8 protein-coding genes and 2 rRNA genes are annotated in these 20,016 nt (G+C 70.0%); 7 read left to right on the top strand and 3 right to left on the bottom strand.

Annotated elements, in window-relative coordinates; genetic code table 11:
- The first annotated feature begins 218 nt into the window (after window positions 1-218).
- Both OOK34_RS10940 and OOK34_RS10935 read left to right on the top strand, forming a co-directional pair.
- Window positions 219-2,294: an asparagine synthase-related protein gene (locus tag OOK34_RS10940; protein WP_267036699.1), complete on the top strand. Its 2,076-nt coding sequence runs from the start codon at window positions 219-221 to the stop codon at window positions 2,292-2,294.
- Window positions 2,295-2,567: 273 nt separating this feature from the next.
- Window positions 2,568-5,762, top strand: a complete 3,195-nt coding sequence (locus OOK34_RS10935; protein ID WP_267033666.1) for a BTAD domain-containing putative transcriptional regulator — start codon at window positions 2,568-2,570, stop codon at window positions 5,760-5,762.
- On the opposite strand, the gene OOK34_RS10930 is transcribed toward OOK34_RS10935, so the two are convergent.
- Together OOK34_RS10930 and OOK34_RS10925 are read right to left on the bottom strand one after the other, a co-directional pair.
- Window positions 5,749-7,767: a sigma-70 family RNA polymerase sigma factor gene (locus tag OOK34_RS10930; RefSeq protein ID WP_267033665.1), complete on the bottom strand. Its 2,019-nt coding sequence runs from the start codon at window positions 7,765-7,767 to the stop codon at window positions 5,749-5,751. The genes OOK34_RS10935 and OOK34_RS10930 overlap by 14 nt on opposite strands.
- 244 nt (window positions 7,768-8,011) lie before the next feature.
- A complete protein-coding gene (locus OOK34_RS10925; RefSeq protein ID WP_267033664.1) occupies window positions 8,012-8,776 on the bottom strand; it encodes a TetR/AcrR family transcriptional regulator in 765 nt (254 codons plus the stop codon).
- A gap of 342 nt (window positions 8,777-9,118) precedes the next feature.
- Between OOK34_RS10925 and OOK34_RS10920 the strand changes: the two genes are divergently transcribed.
- Window positions 9,119-10,585, top strand: a complete 1,467-nt coding sequence (locus OOK34_RS10920; protein ID WP_267033663.1) for an NAD(P)/FAD-dependent oxidoreductase — start codon at window positions 9,119-9,121, stop codon at window positions 10,583-10,585.
- A 171-nt stretch (window positions 10,586-10,756) separates the two neighbouring features.
- Entirely contained in the window at window positions 10,757-12,487 is a 1,731-nt protein-coding gene (locus OOK34_RS10915) for an ATP-binding SpoIIE family protein phosphatase (RefSeq protein ID WP_267036698.1), read from the top strand.
- A 67-nt stretch (window positions 12,488-12,554) separates the two neighbouring features.
- Here OOK34_RS10915 and OOK34_RS10910 read toward each other — a convergent pair whose 3' ends face one another.
- Window positions 12,555-13,856, bottom strand: coding sequence for an MFS transporter (locus OOK34_RS10910; protein ID WP_267033662.1), 1,302 nt, complete (start codon window positions 13,854-13,856; stop codon window positions 12,555-12,557).
- A 133-nt stretch (window positions 13,857-13,989) separates the two neighbouring features.
- Here OOK34_RS10910 and OOK34_RS10905 point away from each other — a divergent pair, with 133 nt between their 5' ends.
- From OOK34_RS10905 to OOK34_RS10895, 3 genes are all read left to right on the top strand, one after another.
- Window positions 13,990-14,526, top strand: a complete 537-nt coding sequence (locus tag OOK34_RS10905; RefSeq protein WP_267033661.1) for a MarR family winged helix-turn-helix transcriptional regulator — start codon at window positions 13,990-13,992, stop codon at window positions 14,524-14,526.
- Window positions 14,527-15,080: 554 nt separating this feature from the next.
- Window positions 15,081-16,605, top strand: a 16S ribosomal RNA gene (locus OOK34_RS10900).
- A gap of 283 nt (window positions 16,606-16,888) precedes the next feature.
- A 23S ribosomal RNA gene (locus OOK34_RS10895) occupies window positions 16,889-20,012 on the top strand.
- The 16S and 23S rRNA genes sit together here, the layout of an rRNA operon.
- Window positions 20,013-20,016: the final 4 nt, after the last annotated feature.

Here is a 20,016-nt window from a genome sequence, read left to right as displayed (position 1 = left end):
CATTTGCCCACGGGCTGGGGGAGGCGGCGGTGCGCTGGTTGGTCGGGTGGAGCAGTATCGCCGCGAGCTTCGGCACGGCCGGACGGGTCGCGTCCGGTCCGGGCGGCGCATCGGGCCCGGGCGGCTACACGGACCCCGCCCACGGCTCCTACGGCCCGTCGTACGGCCGGCCGCCCCATGCCGCCCCGCCCCACGCCGACGCGCCGCAGCGCGGCGGCATCGCGGACGCCGCCTACGCCGACGACCCCGCGGCCCAGGACGCCGAACGCACCGTCCACCCCGTCGGCGCCCAGCTCTTGTGGGGAGACCCCGACCCCCTCTGGGCCGTCGGCGACTGGCGCCCGGACGAGATCCGCACGGTCACCGCCGACCCCGCCGACCCCTTCACCCGCCTCGCCGTACTCGGCTGCTGCGGCGCCACCGACGCCGAACTGCGCCGCGCCCTCTACGCCGCCCGCGGCGGCGCCCTGCGCCACCTCACCGAGTGGTCCGGCAGCTACACCGCCGTCGTCCAGGCCGGACGCCGCATCACCGTCCTCGGCGACCTCGCGGGTGCCCGGCCCGTCTTCTACACCCCCTGGGCGGGCGGGACCGCGTACGCCACCGCCGCACTCCCGCTCGCCGACCTCATCGAGGCGCAGCTCGACGTCGGCCACCTCGCCGCCCTGCTGGCCTGCCCCGACAGCCCCGAGGCACTGGGCGACGGCACACCGTACGCCGGTGTCCGGCGCATCCCGCCCGGCCACACCCTGATCCTGCGCGAGGGCTCCCGGGAGATCACCGGGTACGAGCCCGTCGCCTCCCTCGCCGTGGCCGCCCCCGAGGCCGACGCGGAGCGCGCGGTGGAGGGCGTACGGGAAGCGTTGGTCGACGCGGTGCGCGCCCGGCTCACGGCGCCCAGGCATGCTCCCGACACGCTGGTTCCCGACCCCGGTCCGGTGCCCGGCATGGGCCCCGCCGACCGCCGGGCGGCCCGCGGCGCCCCCGCCCCGGGGGTCGGCGCCGACCTCTCCGGCGGCAGCGCCTCCGCGACGCTGGCCCTCCTCGCCGCCGGCCTGCCCGGCGCCCCCGGCACCCTCCAGGGCTCCGGCTCCCGCCTCCTCGCCGTCACCTTCAACGACCTCGCCACCCCGCAGGGCCGCGAGGGCGAACTCGAACGCGCCCACGCCCTCGCCGCCGACCCCCGGCTGCACCACGTCGTCGTGGCCGCCGCCGAGGAAGCCCTCCCCTACGCGGAACTCGACGGCCCGCTCACCGACGAACCCGGCCCCTCCCTCGTCTTCGCCGCCCGCGAGCGGCGCCGACTGGCCGCCGGCTCGGCCGACCACTTCACCGGACACGGAGCCCGCCGCGTCCTCGACGCGCACCCCGCCCGCATGGCCGACCTCCTGATGGACCGCAGACGCCGCCACCTGCTGCGCCCCGTCGCCGCCCTCGCCCGCTCGGCGCCCGCGGACCCCCTGCTGGTCCCGTTCTCCGTCTACTCCGCGGCCCGCCGCCTCGCCCGTACGCCGTACCGCGCGGGCATGGAGGCCGCCGCGGCCCGGCTCCGCGAGGGCGGCGCCGCCGTCGCCGCCGCCTCGGGGCCGGTCGACGCCTCGCTGGCGTCCCTGACCTGGTCCCGGCCCGGCCCGGCCGCGGGCTGGCTCACCGGCGAAGCCCTGGCGGAAGTATCGATCCGTCTGCGCGCCGCCGCCGGGCGGCCCCCGCTCTCGCTGCGCCCCGGCGAGGCCCGCGCCCGCGCGCTGCTGGCCCGGCACGCGGCCGACCACCGGGTCTTCGAGCAGGCCGTGGAGGTCCGCAGCCAGCGCCTGCACGCGCCGTTCCTCGACAACCAGGTCGTACGGGCCGCGCGCGCCCTGCCGGAGTCCCTGCGGGTACAGCCCGGGGCCCGCGCCGAGATCCTGCGCAGCGTCCTGGCCTCCGCCGGGGTGCGTGAACTCCCGGCCGGCTGGGGCACCACCGACCACGCCCCGAACGAGACCGCCACCCGCCTGGGGCTGCGCGCCGCCCTGACCTCACTCCTCGCGCTCTTCACGGGCCCGCTGCTGGCGGAAGCCGGCCTGATCGACGCCCGCGTCGTCCAGCAGGCCCTGATCGACGCGGCCGAGGGCCGGCCGGTCCCGCTCGACGGGCTGGCGGAACTCGTCTCGATGGAGCTGTGGCTCCGCCGCCTCCTGGCCCGTCGCGGCACCTGCTGGACCGGCACCTCGACCCCCCGCCGCCGCGCCGTCCCACCCCTGGACACCCCCCTCCCCCGCCTCACCCCACCCGCCCTCCCAACCGCCCGCTAGCGCCCTTCCAGCCCCGCCGGCGTTTGAGGCGCGGGTCCGGGCAGCGCCCGGGGAACGGTGGAAGGGCGGGTAGGGGACCAGCCCCGCGCAGCGGCCCCACCCGCACCCGACGGCCGCACCCCAGCCCACCCGCCCCACCTCACCCCAGCCCACCCCGCCCCACCCCGCCCCACGCCCACCCACCCCCATCCCCCGCCCACCCACGCCACAGCCTCCGGCGCCCCCGCGAAAACCCACCCCCCGCCCCCCGCAGGGGCAGGGCAGAATTGCCCGGTGCAGTACCAAATCCTCGGCACCACCTCGGCATTCGACGACACCGGCGCCCCCCTCACCCCCGGCGGCCCCCGCCTGCGCGCCCTCCTCACCGCGCTGGCCCTCCGCGCCGGCGCCCCCGCCGCGGCGTCCGTCCCCGACCTGGTCGACGAGGTCTGGGGCGACGACCCGCCCCACGACGCCCCCGCCGCCCTCCAGGCCCTCGTCTCCCGCCTGCGCCGCACCCTCGGCTCCCGCGACACCGTCCACGCCGACCCCGCCGGCGGCTACCGCCTCGCCGCCGCCCGCGAGGACGTCGACCTCCACCGCTTCACCCGCCTCGCGGCCCTCGGCGCCGAGCAGCTGCCCACGGACCCCACCACCGCCGCCACCACCCTGCGCGAGGCCCTCGCCCTCTGGCGCGGCCCCGCCCTCGCCGACCTGCCCGGCCCCGCCCGCACCGCGCACGCCGCCGCACCCGAGGCCCGCCGCGCCGTCGCCCTGCGCGACCGCATCGAGGCCGACCTGCGCAGCGGCGCCGCCGCCCCCGCCGAACTCCTCCCGGAGATCGAGGCGCTGATCCACGAGCACCCGTACGACGAACCCCTGCGCGCCCAGCAGCTCCGCGCCCTGCGCGCCGCGGGCCGCCCCGCCGACGCCCTCGCCACCTACGAACGCACCCGCCGGGACCTCGCCGAAGGCCTCGGCACCGACCCCGGCCCCGAGCTGCGCGCCCTGCACGCCGAGCTGCTCCAGACCCCGCCCCCGCAGCCCCGCGGCAACATCCGCCCCCGCCTGACCTCCTTCGTCGGCCGCGAGCCCGAACTGGCCGCCCTCGCCGACGACCTGGCCCGCGTACGCCTCGTCACCCTCACCGGCCCCGGCGGCTCCGGGAAGACCCGCCTCGCCGAGCACGCGGCCGCCGCCCGGCCCGACTCCGGCTGGCTCGTCGAACTGGCCCGCCTCGACCACCCCGCCGCCGTCCCCGGCGCCGTCCTCAGCGCCCTCGGCCTGCGCGAGAACAGCCTCGTCGCCCGCGAGAAGACCGCCGCCGACGACGACCCCACCACCCTCCTCGTCGAACACTGCGCGCACCGCAGCCTGCTCCTCGTCCTGGACAACTGCGAGCACGTCATCGGCGCCGCCGCCGAACTCGCCGAACGCCTCCTCACCCACTGCCCCGGCGTCCGGATCCTGGCCACCAGCCGCGAACCCCTCGGCGTGCCGGGCGAGTTCCTGCGCCCCCTCGAACCGCTGCCGCCCGGCCCCGCGCACCAGCTGTTCGCCGAGCGCGCCACCGCCGCCCGCCCCGGCTTCGGCCCCGGCGAGGACCCGGCCGCCGTCGCCGAGATCTGCGCCCGCCTGGACGGTCTGCCGCTCGCCATCGAACTGGCCGCCGCCCGCCTCAGGCTCCTCACCCCGCGCCAGATCGCCGACCGCCTCGACGACCGCTTCCGCCTCCTGACCGGCGGCGCCCGCACGCTCCGGCCCCGCCAGCAGACCCTGCGCGCCGTCGTCGACTGGTCCTGGGACCTCCTCGACGCACCCGAGCGCACCGTCCTCGCCCGGCTGTCGGCCTTCGCCGGCGGCTGCGACCTGGACGCCGCCGAAGCCGTCTGCGGCGCGGGCGGCCTCGACATCGCCGACACCCTCGGCTCCCTCGTCGACAAGTCCCTCGTCGTGGCCGCGCCCGACCCCGACGGCATGCGCTACCGCCTCCTGGAGACCATCCACGAGTACGCCGCCGAGCGCCTGGCGGAGGAGCCCGAGGACGCCCGCGCCACCGTCCGCCGCCACGCCGCGCACTACCTCGCCCTCACCGAGCGGGCCGAGCCCCTGCTCCGCTCCGCCGGCCAGCTCCCCTGGATCCGCCGCGTCGAGACCGAACTCGACAACGTCCGCTCCGCCCTCCACGCCGCCACCGACGGGGACCCCGAGGGCGCCGGCATCGAGACCGCCCAGCGCCTGGTCTTCGCCCTCGGCTGGTTCTGGTGGCTGCGCAACTACCGCATCGAGGGCGCCGACTGGACCTCCCGGATCCTCGCCCGGATCCCCGTCGACCCGCCGGAGGACTCCCCGGCGTACCGGCCCTTCATGCGGCTGCAGATCCTCCACATGCTCCTGCTCGCCGAGAGCACCGGTGCGGAGCGGTTCCACACCCCCGAACACCGTGCCCTCGCCGCCCGCATCAAGGAGGCCTTCCGCCACGGCTCCCCGGAGACCACCCTCTTCCCCGGCATGCTCTGGCCCGCGACCTCCTTCCTCACCGGCGACGCCCTCGACTTCCAGGAGAACCTCGACGGATCGGTGGCCAACTGCCGCCGCCACGCGGGGGACTGGGAACTCGCCGTCACCCTGCTGATGCGCGCCCACATGGCCATCGACATGACCGGCGGCCTGCCCTCCGTCGACGCCGACCTCGCCGAACTCCACGAGATCGCCCACCGGGTCGGCGACCGCTGGATCCGCTCCCAGGTGGCCAGCGCCGCCGGGGAGGCCGCTCTCTCGCGCGGCCAGTACGACACCGCCCGGGCCGAGTACGAGGAGTGCCTGCGCCTCGCCCGGGAGGTCGGGGCCCACATCGAGGCGCCCTTCGCGATCGCCCGCATCGCGGAGGCCGCCTACAGCGCCGGGGACTTCGACACCGCCGAACGGCTGCTGGCGGAGGCCCACCACGAGGCCAGCCAGCACGGCGGGGTGTACGACGTGGGCACCTTCGCCGGGCTCCTGGGCGCCATGCTCGCCCTCCAGCGCGGCGACTTCGCCCGGGCCCGTACCGAGTGCGCCCGCACCCGCGTCGCGGGCGAACGGATCACCGTGCCCTCACAGTTCACCGCGGGGCTCGACCTCGTCGACGCCGTCCTCGACGCCCGCGAACACGGCCCGGAGGCCGGCCTGGCCAGGATCGGACCCGCCCTCGACCGGGCGGTCGCCACGCACTGCGCGGAGCGCTTCCTGGCCGGCCTCTCCGAGGCGGCGGCCCTGTTCCTGGCCGACGCCGGCCGTCCGGCCGAGAGCGTACGCGTCCTCGCGGCGGCCACCGCCTGGCGCGCGGGCCATCCCCGCTCGGTCCCGGAGGAGGCCGTCCTGGAGGGGCTCCCGGACCGCACCCGCGCCCTCCTCGGGGCGGCCGCCCACGCCGGAGCGGAAGCCGAGGGCCGGACCCTGACCCCCGCCGAGGTCGTCACCGAACTCACCGGCCTCACCGGCAGCTGATCACCGCATCGGCCCAGCTCGCCAGCGTCGGCAGGTGCCCCTGCCCGGCCTGCTCCACCACCAGCCGCAGCGTCGTGCGCCCGGCCAGCGGCACCTCGACCGGCACCGGGGCGTCCCCGTACCCGAGCGCGCCCGAACGCCACAGCCGCTGCCCGTCGCCGTAGACGGAGAACCGCACCCTCCCGTCGGTCAGCAGCGACAGCCCGTCCACCCCGGCCCGCGCCGAGAAGCTGCTGCACTGCCGGTTGAGGGTGACCTCCACCGTGGAGCGGGAGTGGACGGTGATCCCCTGCCCGAACCGCTGGCCGCCGGCCATCAGCCCCCACCGCTGCCACACCCAGCTGCTGCGCCAGGTCTCCAGCTCGGGACCGGTGTGCTGCCCGTACGCGGAGTGCCCCAGCCGGGCCAGCTGGAACCCCTGCGGGGGCTTCGGCGCAGGCGCAGGCGGCGGCGTCGGCTCGGCCCGGGTCGGGGACGGCGACGGGGACGGCGTGGGGGAGGGCTTCGGCCGTGCCGTCGCCGAAGCCGACGGCCGCACGGACGGCGGAGGCGCCGCAGACGGCACCGCGCTCTGCCGCGGCGGTACGGAACCACGCGCCGCAGGCGCCGGAGCCCCCGGCGGGCTCCACTCCGGCGCGGCGGACACCGACGGCGCGGGCACCTCGGGCACCACCGGCGCCACCACCCCGGGCTTCGCCTTCGCCTGCGGCTCGGGCTCGTCCCCGGCCAGGGCGAACACCACCCCGGCGGCCGCCGCGACCGCTATCCCGGCGGCGATGGCGGCCTTGGCCGGCAGCCCCAGCCCCTCGGAGACCACCGCACCCCCAGCCCCCGCCCCACCGCCACCGGCCCCACCAGCAGCCCCCGCTCCGGCCCCGGCAGCCCCCCCACCCGCCGCACCCGCACCGGCGCCCGCACCCGCCGCACCCGCACCCGCGGCCCCGGCACCAGCCGCCCCGGCCGACGATCCTCCCGCCGCCGCGGCGGCAGCCCCCGCACCCCCGGCGGCGACGGCCCCACCGGCCACCACCCCGGCCGCCTTGGCGGCGTACCCGGCGGCGAACCACCCGATGACCGCGACCGGCAGCAGCGCGGGAATCCCCGCGTTGACGTCCTTGAGCTCCCCGGCGGCCAGCCGGCACTTGGCGCACTCCTCCAGGTGCTTGCGCAGCCCCCGCTCCGCCCGCATCCGCAGCCCGCCCCGGGCATACGCGCCCAGCCGGTCCGCGTACCGGGCGCAGTCCCCGCCCGCACTGAGCGCGGAACTCACATGCGCCTGGAGGTAGGCCTGCTTGAGGCCCTCCCGGGCCCGGCTGGCCAGCACCGCCGTCGCGTTGGCGCTCAGCCCGAACAGCGGGGCGATCGCACTGGGCGAGGCCTCCTCGACCGTGGTGTGCCACAGCACGGCCTGCCACCGCTCCGGCAGGCTCCGGAAGGCCTGCATCGCGAGTGACCGCTCCGCCTCGTGCATCGCCCGGACATCCGCCCCCAGTTCCAGGGTGTCGTCCCCGGACAGCCCGCCGGCGCTCTCCGCACCCACGGCCGCCCGCTCCGCGAACAGCGCGAAGTCCTCGACCAGATGCTCCCGCCGGGCGGTCTTCGCCCAGGCCGCGGCAACCCGCCGCACGGTGGTCAGGAGATAGGCCCGCACCGACTGGTCCGGACCCGCCCCGCCCCGTACCGCCTGGAGCGTCCGCGCGAACACCTCGGCGGTCAGGTCGTCGGCGGTGTGCCCGTCCCGGCAGCAGGTCCGGGCGTAGCGCCGTACCGCATCGGCGTGCCGGCGGAACAGCTCTTCGTACGCGCCGTCGTCACCGCCGCGCATCCGGGCGACCAAGTCCCCGTCGGACGGCGCCAGATCGGCAGCGCCCGCCCCGGAGGCGGCATGCCGCCCACCGGGTTCGCGCTGGGCCGGGACCTGCCGGGCGGGCAGGCTCCCCGCCGCGACCTCGCCACCGGTGCCACTGGCGCCACCGAGAGATTCGTCCCGCCCGTCAACGCTCATCGCGGAAGCCCCCGCACGACACACTCGAACCGGTACACCGATCCAGCGTGTCACACGGCGGTGGTGCCCTGGCCCCCTCTCCGCGGCATCCACCCATCCGGGGACAATCCGGCGAATCGCCGCAGTTGTCCTCACCCCTTCGGGCGACCGGCCGTTCGAGGGCCTGCGTTGACGACCCGGCCCCCACCCCTGCGGGGGCCGGCCCGGCAACAGCACCCGCCCCGGCTACAGCCGGGACGGCGGCTCACACCGTCCGGGAGCGCAGCCCCTCGAGCAGGATGTCCAGCAGCCGGGCCGAAGCCGCGGCCTGCTGCGCCGGGTCGGGCAGTGCGGGCGCGGCGGTCGCTATCACCAGCAGCACATCGGCCACCGTGACATCGGCCCGCAGTTCACCCGCCTCCCGCGCCCGGTCCACCAGCTGGCCGACGACCTCCAGCAGCGCACCCGCGCCGGAGTCCTCCGCCGGCTCGTCCTCCACCGAGGTCCGCGCGCCCACGACGCGCAGCTCCGGTGCCGAGCCCGCGACGGCCTGGCGCTGGTGCGGCACACGAGCCGCGGCCTCGTTCTCGTCCTCCTCGGCCGCGCCGACCCGCAGTACCTGCGGCGGCAGCAGCCGGCCCGCGCCGGAGGCCACGGAGGTGCGCAGGAAGCGCGACAGCGCCTGCCACGGCTCCTCCTCCTGGCCCAGGGCGGACTTGGCCTGTTCGGTCAGCCGGGCAGTCTCCTCCTCGGCTATCCGCCGGACCAGGACGTCCTTGCTGGGGAACCGCCGGTAGACGGTCCCGACACCGACCCGCGCCCGCCGGGCCACGTCCTCCATCGGAGCCCCGTAGCCCAGCTCGCCGAACACCTCGCGCGCCGCCCGCAGGACGTGCTCGAGGTTGCGCTGCGCGTCGACGCGCAGCGGTGTGGAACGACCCACTCCGTGGGTGGTCGAGCCCGCGATCACACGTCCGCCGCTCTCTGCGGACAGAGCGGTGACAGAGCCATGGAAATCGGAAATGTTCATATGTATCCCCCGGTAATCACTTGTCTCCCCCCGGAGACACTCCCCGCCTTCGTGTCGAGGGGGGCCACGGTCATGAGGGCCCTGGTCCTACTCCTCGACGAGATACGAACATAGTTGAGCCAGAGTCAATTCAGAAGAGGCAGCCCCGGACGGAGCACCGCCCGATCGGAGCATTCACCCCCACTTTTCCGCCGCAACTCGCCGGAATCCCCCCTTCCATAGGTCCTGACCTGCGCATTTTGACCGTGATCAGGATCTCCCGACGGACCCGTCCCAGCACCCCCACCGGTCACACAATTTGCCGGGCCTGTGGACAAACTCCCGGCCACGTTGCGTCATGGGGTGGTGAAGGCTGCTAACTCCCGGGGCGACGCCCCCGGTACCCCGCCCCCCACGCGCATCCTCGTCGTCGGCGGCGGATACGTCGGCATGTACACGGCCCTGGGCCTCCAGCGGAAGCTGAGATCCGGCGAAGCCGAGGTCACGGTGGTCACACCCGAGCCCTACATGACGTACCAGCCCTTCCTCCCCGAAGCCGCCGCGGGCGCGATCTCCCCACGCCACGTCGTGATCCCCCTGCGCCGCGTCCTCGACCGCTGCCGCATCGTCATCGGCGAGGCCCGGAGCATCGACCACGCCAAACGGACCGCGACCGTCACCACCCTCGCCACCGCCGAGGAGGGCACCGGCGGCATCGAGATCGAATACGACGAACTCGTCCTCGCCCCCGGCTCCGTCTCCCGCACCCTCCCCATCCCGGGACTCGCCGACTACGGCATCGGATTCAAGACCGTGGAAGAGGCCATCGGCCTGCGCAACCACGTCATCGAACAGATGGACATCGCCTCCTCCACCCGCGACCCCGCAATCCGCGACGCCGCCCTGACCTTCGTGTTCGTCGGCGGCGGATTCGCCGGCGTCGAGGCCCTCGGCGAACTGGAGGACATGGCCAGATACGCCGCCCGCTACTACCACAACGTCAAGGCCGAGGACATGAAATGGGTGCTGGTCGAGGCCAGCGACCGGATCCTCCCCGAGGTCGGCCCCGAAATGGGCACCTACACCGTCCGCGAACTGCGCCGACGCAATATCGACGTCCGCCTCGAGACCCGCCTCGAATCCTGCGAGAACCGCGTCGCCGTCCTCAGCGACGGCTCCCGCTTCCCCACCCGCACCATCGTCTGGACCGCCGGCGTCAAACCCCACCCCGTCCTCGCCGCCAGCGACCTCCCCAAGAACGAGCGCGGCCGCCTCGCCTGCACCTCCTTCCTCACCATCGAAGGCGTCGAACACGCCTGGGCCGCCGGCGACGCCGCCGCCGTCCCCGACATCACCGCCGCCGACATCACCGCCGCCGACGGCGCCGACGGCGCCGACGGCGCCGGCGAAGGAGGTGTCCGCGAATGCGCCCCCAACGCCCAGCACGCCGTACGCCAGGCCAAACAGCTCGCCGACAACCTCGTCGCCGCCCTGCGCGACGAGGTCCTCACCGAGTACGCCCACAAGTACGCCGGCTCCGTCGCCTCCCTCGGCCTCCACAAGGGCGTCGCCTTCATCTACGGCCGCAAGATCAAGGGCTACCCCGCCTGGTTCATGCACCGCGCCTACCACCTCAGCCGCGTCCCCACCTTCAACCGCAAAATGCGCGTCCTCGCCGAATGGACCCTCGCAGGACTTTTCAAACGCGAGATCGTCTCCCTCGGATCCCTCGAACACCCCAGGGCAGAATTCGAACTCGCCGCAGGCGGCGGCCCCAGACACCACCCGCCCAAGCCCGCCCCCGACCCCCCGCAGGACAAGCAGGGCTGACGTTGTCAGTCCGGTCGGCCACACTGGACGTGTGACCATAGGTGGGCTCACGCCTGCACACAGTGATATTCGCCGAGCGACACCGTCCAGGGACCGACCACAGGGGCACCTCCCGGCAACCGCCAGGAGGGGACACCGCGACCACTTGCGACACCACGAGGCTTGAACGCAGTGAACTTCACGCGCTGGAGCGCCCGCTTTCCCGGAACGCAGCGCCGCGCAGCCGCCCGGAGCGAGCACGCCGCAGCCCAGGCCAAACGGGGTGAGGGCGCCGTCCCGGCAGCCCGCGGCGCCGCCGCCCACCCCGTCACGCCCCCCGAGGGCAGCCCCGCCGACGCCACCGTCCGCGGCACCGGCACGGCACCGCTCCCCGCCGTACCCGCCCTCGACGAGCTCTCCGTACAGGAGGTCCTCGGCCTGCTCCCGGCCCTCGTCGCCCTCGTCCACGGCCCCGAACACCGCGTCGCCTACGTCAACGACGCCTACACCGCCGGCTTCGGCCCCCGCACCACCGGAGCCCCCGCCCACACCGCCCTCCCCGAACTCGGCGAGCTCGGCCTGCTCCCGCTCCTCGACCAGGTCCAGCGCAGCGGCAAGCCCCGTACCGCCAAGAACCGCACCGCCCCCGGCGGCGGCAGCTCGTACACCGTCACCTGCACCCCGGTCGAATTCCCCAAGACCGCCGCCGACGGCGAACCGGACCCCCACCACACCGGCATCCTGGTCCACCTCGCCGACGTCACCGACCACGCCGAAGCCGTCGAACGCCTGCGCGCCAGCGAACGCCGCCAGCGCGAGGCCGCCGTCACCCTCCAGCGCTCCCTCCTCCCGCAGGAACTGGAACAGCCCGACGACCTCCGCGTCGCCGCCACCTACCAGCCCGGCGGCACCGAGGCCGCCGTCGGCGGCGACTGGTACGACGTCATCACCCTCGGAGCCGGCCGCACCGCCCTCGTCATCGGCGACGTCATGGGCCGAGGCGTCCGCGCCGCCGCCGTCATGGGCCAGCTGCGCACCGCCGTCCGCGCCTACGCCCGCCTCGACCTGCCCCCGCACGAGGTCCTCCAGCTCCTCGACGGCCTCGCCGCCGAGATCGACGCCAGCCAGATCGCCACCTGCGTCTACGCCGTCCACGACCCCAACGAAGGCCTCCTCGCCTACGCCTCCGCCGGCCACCTCCCCATCCTCGTCCGCGACGAGGACGGCACCGTCCGCCGCGCCGCCGACCCCACCGGCCCACCCCTGGGCACCGGCGGCTGGCTGCACACCTCCGGCACCATCGCCCTGGGCCCCGGCTCCACCGCCGTCCTCTACACCGACGGCCTGGTCGAACGCCGCGGCGAGGACATCGACGAAGGCGTCGCCGCCCTCGAACGCGCCCTCGCCGGCGCCCAGGGCACCCCGGCGATCATCTGCGACCGCCTGATGCGCGCCCTCGGCGTGGACGCCGACCACGACGACGACGTCGCCGTCATGGTCCTCCAGCAGCCCGCCCGCACCGGATCCGATGCCGAGCTCTTCCACAACGCCGCCCTGGAACTCCTCGGCGGCATCGAGGCCGCCCCGCGCGCCCGCGCCTTCGCCCAGGGCGTCCTCAGCTCCTGGCGCTTCCCCATCGAGCTGTGCGACCTCGGCGTCCTGGCCGCCAGCGAGCTCGTCGCGAACTCCCTCCAGCACGGCACCCCGCCCATGCGCCTGCGCCTGCGCCGCACCGACCGCCGCCTGATCGTCGAGGTCACCGACGGGGACGACCACCTCCCGCGCCGCCGCCGCGCCGAACCGGCCGACGAGACCGGCCGCGGCATCTCGATCGTCGCCACCATCGCCTCGGCCTGGGGCTCCCGCCGCACCCCCGGCGGCGGCAAGGCCGTCTGGTGCGAGTTCGCCCTGCCCGACAAGTGACCGGACACAGGAAGAGCCCCCGGCCAAAAGACCGGAGGCTCTCCCCCACACTCCACCCGCACGTCTCTTACGCGGACACGCGCTCCCCGCGCTCCACGGCCACGGCCGCCTTCCCGGCGACCGCGGGCCCCTGCGCCACGACCCGGCTCACCAGCGACGGGTTGTCCTGCACCGGGCTCAGCTGCCTGCCGAGCCGCAGCGCCAGCACCGCGATCCCCAGCGAGACGAACACGAACACCCCGATGTAGAGCATCGGAATCCCCGCACCCAGCGGCACACCCAGCGGCCCGAGCGCCAGCGCCATCTGCTTGACCAGCGCGAAGGCCGAGTTGTACTGCCCGACCGAGCCCTCCGGGGCCAGATCGGCCACCAGCGGCGCCAGCGTCGGCGACAGCATCGCCTCACCGATACCGAAGAGGGCGTACGTGGTGACGAACGCACCCGCGGCCATCACCGCGCTGCCGTGCCCCAGCCCCGAGAACCCGGCGATCACCCAGGCCACCGTCCAGATCAGCCCGACCAGCGCGATGACCCGCGACCGGCGCCGCTTCTCGACCAGCCTCAGTACGACGAACTGCGCCACGACGATCGCACCGGTGTTGGCGGCCAGCGCCAGGCCCAGCGTCGAGGGGGAGATTCCCGCCGCCTCCGTACCGAAGGCCGCCAGACCCGACTCGAACTGTCCGTAGCAGGCGAAGAACAGCACGAAGCCCAGCACGCACAGCTGCACCATCGCCTTGTGCCGCAGCAGCCGCTTCCAGCCGCCGCCGGCCGGAGCCGCGTCCTTCGCCATCGCGCCGCTGATGTTCTGTACGTGCGGCATCCGCACGGTGGCGATGACGGCCGCCAGCACCAGGAACATCACGGCCTCGATGCCGAACAGCAGGGTGAAGCTGCCCGGCCGGGCCACGTCGACGATCTGACCGCCGACGAGACCGCCGATGCCCAGACCCAGGTTCTGCATGAAGAACTGCAGAGCGAAGGCACGCGTACGGGTGGACGGGGTGGAGCACCACACGATCATCGTGGCCAGCGCCGGCTGCATCACGGCCTGCCCGGCGCCGAGCGCCAGCGCGGACAGCAGGATCGGCACGATGCCGGTGGAGAGCCCGAGCGAGAGCGCACCCGCCGAAGCGGCGACGGCGGCGCCCATCACCACGGGCACCGGACCACGTCGGTCGATGACCCGTCCGGTGAAGGGCAGCGCGACGAGAGCACCCAGGGCGAACGCCACGAACGCACTCGTGGCGGCCATGGAACCCAGACCCCGCACCTGCGCCACATAGATGTAGAGGAACGGAACCGTGAAACCGATACCGAACGCGGTCAGCGCGTTCCCGGCCTGGATCCGCCGCATCGCAGCGCCCATCACCCTGGTCACTTCTCACCTGCCTTTGAGAGCCGAAGACTGAAGACTTCAGAACTTCACACCTAAACTTCGATCCTTAACTCTACACATCGAAGGAGTTAGACGCCAACGGGTTCGTGCGATACTTCGGGGCATGGGTGACACCCCCGACGGCGCTACGCCCGTCCACGAGCCGAGCCTCGATGAGCAGATCGCCGTCTACCAGCGCGAGTTCCAGGACCTCGACCCCCAGGTGGAGAAGGTCGTCTCGGCACTGAGCCGGCTGAACCGCCGGATGAACGTCGCGTACGGCCGCCAGACCGCGGCCCTGGGCATCAGCAACGCGGAGTGGGAGGTCCTCAAGGCCCTCGTCATCTCCGGGGCGCCCTACCGGATGGGCCCCAGCGAGCTCGCGAAGCAGCTGGGCCTCACGCCGGCGGCGATGACCCACCGGATCGACCGCATGACCGCCGAGGGCCTGGTCACCCGCGAGCGGGACGAGTCGAACCGGGTCCGCGTGATCGTGGAGCTGACGGACGAGGGCCGCAGCAAGTGGCTGGACGCGATGCGCGCGGCCACGGTGTTCGAGGAGGACCTCCTCCAGGACCTCTCCACGTCGGAGCGCGGGGTACTGGGAGACATGCTCACCCGGCTCCTGGACCGCGTGGAAGAGCTCCAGTCCCGGGCCTGACCTCCCCAGTTGACATGCCCCTCGCGGATCCGTAAGGTTCTTCGAGTTGCCCCAGAGCCGGAAGGTTCTGACGTCAACGAATCCCGCCGCCTCGTAGCGGCAACCTACTCAGCACGATCTCCCACTGGGAACGAATTCGGCATGTCCGAATTCATTTCCGAAGGCCCGATTATCGGTTGCCGGGAAAATCCGCTAGAGTTCAGGAGTCGGAAGGGCCCAACGGCCCGGAAGACAAACCCCGCTGACTGGGGGTCAGGCCCGAAAGGATCTGATAGAGTCGGAAACGCAAGAACAGAACGAAAGCCCGGAGGAAAGCCCGAGAGGGTGAGTACAAAGGAAGCGTCCGTTCCTTGAGAACTCAACAGCGTGCCAAAAATCAACGCCAGAAGTTGATACCCCGTCCACTTCGGTGGATGAGGTTCCTTTGAAAAAGACCTGCGGGGCCTTCGGGTACTCGTAGGCAACAAACACAGCGAGGACGTTGTGGCGCGTCGGTCTTATTCCGACATGACGTGCCCGCTCAACGTGTGTGTGCACCGGATTACCGGTAAACATTCATGGAGAGTTTGATCCTGGCTCAGGACGAACGCTGGCGGCGTGCTTAACACATGCAAGTCGAACGATGAAGCCCTTCGGGGTGGATTAGTGGCGAACGGGTGAGTAACACGTGGGCAATCTGCCCTTCACTCTGGGACAAGCCCTGGAAACGGGGTCTAATACCGGATACCACTCCTGCCTGCATGGGCGGGGGTTGAAAGCTCCGGCGGTGAAGGATGAGCCCGCGGCCTATCAGCTTGTTGGTGGGGTAATGGCCCACCAAGGCGACGACGGGTAGCCGGCCTGAGAGGGCGACCGGCCACACTGGGACTGAGACACGGCCCAGACTCCTACGGGAGGCAGCAGTGGGGAATATTGCACAATGGGCGAAAGCCTGATGCAGCGACGCCGCGTGAGGGATGACGGCCTTCGGGTTGTAAACCTCTTTCAGCAGGGAAGAAGCGAAAGTGACGGTACCTGCAGAAGAAGCGCCGGCTAACTACGTGCCAGCAGCCGCGGTAATACGTAGGGCGCAAGCGTTGTCCGGAATTATTGGGCGTAAAGAGCTCGTAGGCGGCTTGTCACGTCGGATGTGAAAGCCCGAGGCTTAACCTCGGGTCTGCATTCGATACGGGCTAGCTAGAGTGTGGTAGGGGAGATCGGAATTCCTGGTGTAGCGGTGAAATGCGCAGATATCAGGAGGAACACCGGTGGCGAAGGCGGATCTCTGGGCCATTACTGACGCTGAGGAGCGAAAGCGTGGGGAGCGAACAGGATTAGATACCCTGGTAGTCCACGCCGTAAACGTTGGGAACTAGGTGTTGGCGACATTCCACGTCGTCGGTGCCGCAGCTAACGCATTAAGTTCCCCGCCTGGGGAGTACGGCCGCAAGGCTAAAACTCAAAGGAATTGACGGGGGCCCGCACAAGCAGCGGAGCATGTGGCTTAATTCGACGCAACGCGAAGAACCTTACCAAGGCTTGACATATACCGGAAAGCATTAGAGATAGTGCCCCCCTTGTGGTCGGTATACAGGTGGTGCATGGCTGTCGTCAGCTCGTGTCGTGAGATGTTGGGTTAAGTCCCGCAACGAGCGCAACCCTTGTCCTGTGTTGCCAGCATGCCCTTCGGGGTGATGGGGACTCACAGGAGACCGCCGGGGTCAACTCGGAGGAAGGTGGGGACGACGTCAAGTCATCATGCCCCTTATGTCTTGGGCTGCACACGTGCTACAATGGCCGGTACAATGAGCTGCGATACCGTGAGGTGGAGCGAATCTCAAAAAGCCGGTCTCAGTTCGGATTGGGGTCTGCAACTCGACCCCATGAAGTTGGAGTTGCTAGTAATCGCAGATCAGCATTGCTGCGGTGAATACGTTCCCGGGCCTTGTACACACCGCCCGTCACGTCACGAAAGTCGGTAACACCCGAAGCCGGTGGCCCAACCCGTAAGGGAGGGAGCTGTCGAAGGTGGGACTGGCGATTGGGACGAAGTCGTAACAAGGTAGCCGTACCGGAAGGTGCGGCTGGATCACCTCCTTTCTAAGGAGCACAGTACCGATTGCAGACAAATGTTCTGCACGGTCAGCTCATGGGTGGAACGTTGATTATTTGGCACGGTCTTCCAGATGGATCACGAGTACTGCTTCGGCGTGGAAAGTGACTCACTGATGGAGGGTCGTGCCTGGCACGTTGTTGGGTATCTGAGGGTACGGCCGTAAGGTCTTATCTTCGCGATGCCGGCCCCAGTAAAGCTTTGCTTCGGCAGAGTGTGATGGGTGGCTGGTCGTTGCTTGAGAACTACACAGTGGACGCGAGCATCTGTGGCCAAGTTTTTAAGGGCGCACGGTGGATGCCTTGGCACCAGGAACCGATGAAGGACGTGAGAGGCCGCGATAGGCCCCGGGGAGCTGCCAACTGAGCTTTGATCCGGGGGTGTCCGAATGGGGAAACCCGGCAGTCGTCATGGGCTGTCACCCATGCCTGAACACATAGGGCATGTGGAGGGAACGAGGGGAAGTGAAACATCTCAGTACCCTCAGGAAGAGAAAACAACCGTGATTCCGGGAGTAGTGGCGAGCGAAACCGGATGAGGCCAAACCGTATGCGTGTGATACCCGGCAGGGGTTGCGCATGCGGGGTTGTGGGAATTCTTTTGATCGGTCTGCCGGCCGGTCGGCGAGTCAGAAACCGTTGATGTAGTCGAAGGACATGCGAAAGGTCCGGCGTAGAGGGTAAGACCCCCGTAGACGAAACATCAGCGGCTTGCTTAAGAATCTCCCAAGTAGCACGGGGCCCGAGAAATCCCGTGTGAATCTGGCGGGACCACCCGCTAAGCCTAAATATTCCCTGGTGACCGATAGCGGATAGTACCGTGAGGGAATGGTGAAAAGTACCGCGGGAGCGGAGTGAAATAGTACCTGAAACCGTGTGCCTACAAGCCGTGGGAGCGTCGCTCATTGGGTTTACCCAATGGGTCGTGACTGCGTGCCTTTTGAAGAATGAGCCTGCGAGTTAGCGGTGTGTAGCGAGGTTAACCCGTGTGGGGAAGCCGTAGCGAAAGCGAGTCCGAATAGGGCGATTGAGTTGCACGCTCTAGACCCGAAGCGGAGTGATCTAGCCATGGGCAGGTTGAAGCGGAGGTAAGACTTCGTGGAGGACCGAACCCACCAGGGTTGAAAACCTGGGGGATGACCTGTGGTTAGGGGTGAAAGGCCAATCAAACTCCGTGATAGCTGGTTCTCCCCGAAATGCATTTAGGTGCAGCGTCGTGTGTTTCTTGCCGGAGGTAGAGCACTGGATAGGCGATGGGCCCTACCGGGTTACTGACCTTAGCCAAACTCCGAATGCCGGTAAGTGAGAGCACGGCAGTGAGACTGTGGGGGATAAGCTCCATGGTCGAGAGGGAAACAGCCCAGAGCATCGACTAAGGCCCCTAAGCGTACGCTAAGTGGGAAAGGATGTGGAGTCGCAGAGACAACCAGGAGGTTGGCTTAGAAGCAGCCACCCTTGAAAGAGTGCGTAATAGCTCACTGGTCAAGTGATTCCGCGCCGACAATGTAGCGGGGCTCAAGCGTACCGCCGAAGTCGTGTCATTGCAGCAATAGGGCCAACGCCCGCTGTGATGGGTAGGGGAGCGTCGTGTGCCGGGTGAAGCAGCAGCGGAAGCTAGTTGTGGACGGTTCACGAGTGAGAATGCAGGCATGAGTAGCGATACACACGTGAGAAACGTGTGCGCCGATTGACTAAGGGTTCCTGGGTCAAGCTGATCTGCCCAGGGTAAGTCGGGACCTAAGGCGAGGCCGACAGGCGTAGTCGATGGACAACCGGTTGATATTCCGGTACCCGCTTTGAAACGCCCAATATCGAATCCATTAATGCTAAGCCCGTGAAGCCGTTCCGGACCCTTCGGGGAAAGGAAAGTGGTGGAGCCGGCGATCCAAGGTGGTAGTAGGTAAGCGATGGGGTGACGCAGGAAGGTAGTCCAGCCCGGGCGGTGGTTGTCCCGGGGTAAGGGTGTAGGCCGAGGGGTAGGCAAATCCGTCCCTCATATAAGGCTGAGACCTGATGCCGAGCCGATTGTGGTGAAGTGGATGATCCTATGCTGTCGAGAAAAGCCTCTAGCGAGTTTCATGGCGGCCCGTACCCTAAACCGACTCAGGTGGTCAGGTAGAGAATACCGAGGCGTTCGGGTGAACTATGGTTAAGGAACTCGGCAAAATGCCCCCGTAACTTCGGGAGAAGGGGGGCCATCACTGGTGAAGGAACTTGCTTCCTGAGCTGGGGGTGGCCGCAGAGACCAGCGAGAAGCGACTGTTTACTAAAAACACAGGTCCGTGCGAAGCCGTAAGGCGATGTATACGGACTGACGCCTGCCCGGTGCTGGAACGTTAAGGGGACCGGTTAGTGACCTTTCGGGGTTGCGAAGCTGAGAACTTAAGCGCCAGTAAACGGCGGTGGTAACTATAACCATCCTAAGGTAGCGAAATTCCTTGTCGGGTAAGTTCCGACCTGCACGAATGGCGTAACGACTTCTCGACTGTCTCAACCATAGGCCCGGTGAAATTGCACTACGAGTAAAGATGCTCGTTTCGCGCAGCAGGACGGAAAGACCCCGGGACCTTTACTACAGTTTGATATTGGTGTTCGGTTCGGCTTGTGTAGGATAGGTGGGAGACTTTGAAGCCGTGACGCCAGTCATGGTGGAGTCGCCGTTGAAATACCACTCTGGTCGTGCTGGATGTCTAACCTCGGTCCGTGATCCGGATCAGGGACAGTGTCTGATGGGTAGTTTAACTGGGGCGGTTGCCTCCCAAAGGGTAACGGAGGCGCCCAAAGGTTCCCTCAGCCTGGTTGGCAATCAGGTGTTGAGTGTAAGTGCACAAGGGAGCTTGACTGTGAGACCGACGGGTCGAGCAGGGACGAAAGTCGGGACTAGTGATCCGGCGGTGGCTTGTGGAAGCGCCGTCGCTCAACGGATAAAAGGTACCCCGGGGATAACAGGCTGATCTTCCCCAAGAGTCCATATCGACGGGATGGTTTGGCACCTCGATGTCGGCTCGTCGCATCCTGGGGCTGGAGTCGGTCCCAAGGGTTGGGCTGTTCGCCCATTAAAGCGGTACGCGAGCTGGGTTTAGAACGTCGTGAGACAGTTCGGTCCCTATCCGCTGTGCGCGTAGGAATATTGAGAAGGGCTGTCCCTAGTACGAGAGGACCGGGACGGACGAACCTCTGGTGTGCCAGTTGTCCTGCCAAGGGCATGGCTGGTTGGCTACGTTCGGGAGGGATAACCGCTGAAAGCATCTAAGCGGGAAGCCTGCTTCAAGATGAGTATTCCCACCTCCTTGAGAGGGTAAGGCTCCCAGTAGACGACTGGGTTGATAGGCCAGATGTGGAAGCCCGGTAACGGGTGGAGCTGACTGGTACTAATAGGCCGAGGGCTTGTCCTCAGTT

Origin of the sequence: Streptomyces sp. NBC_00091 (genome assembly GCF_026343185.1) — a bacterium.
Lineage (GTDB): Bacteria > Actinomycetota > Actinomycetes > Streptomycetales > Streptomycetaceae > Streptomyces.
The sequence above is the reverse complement of the archived record's forward strand: the minus strand, read 5'-3'. Positions and strand labels throughout refer to the sequence as shown.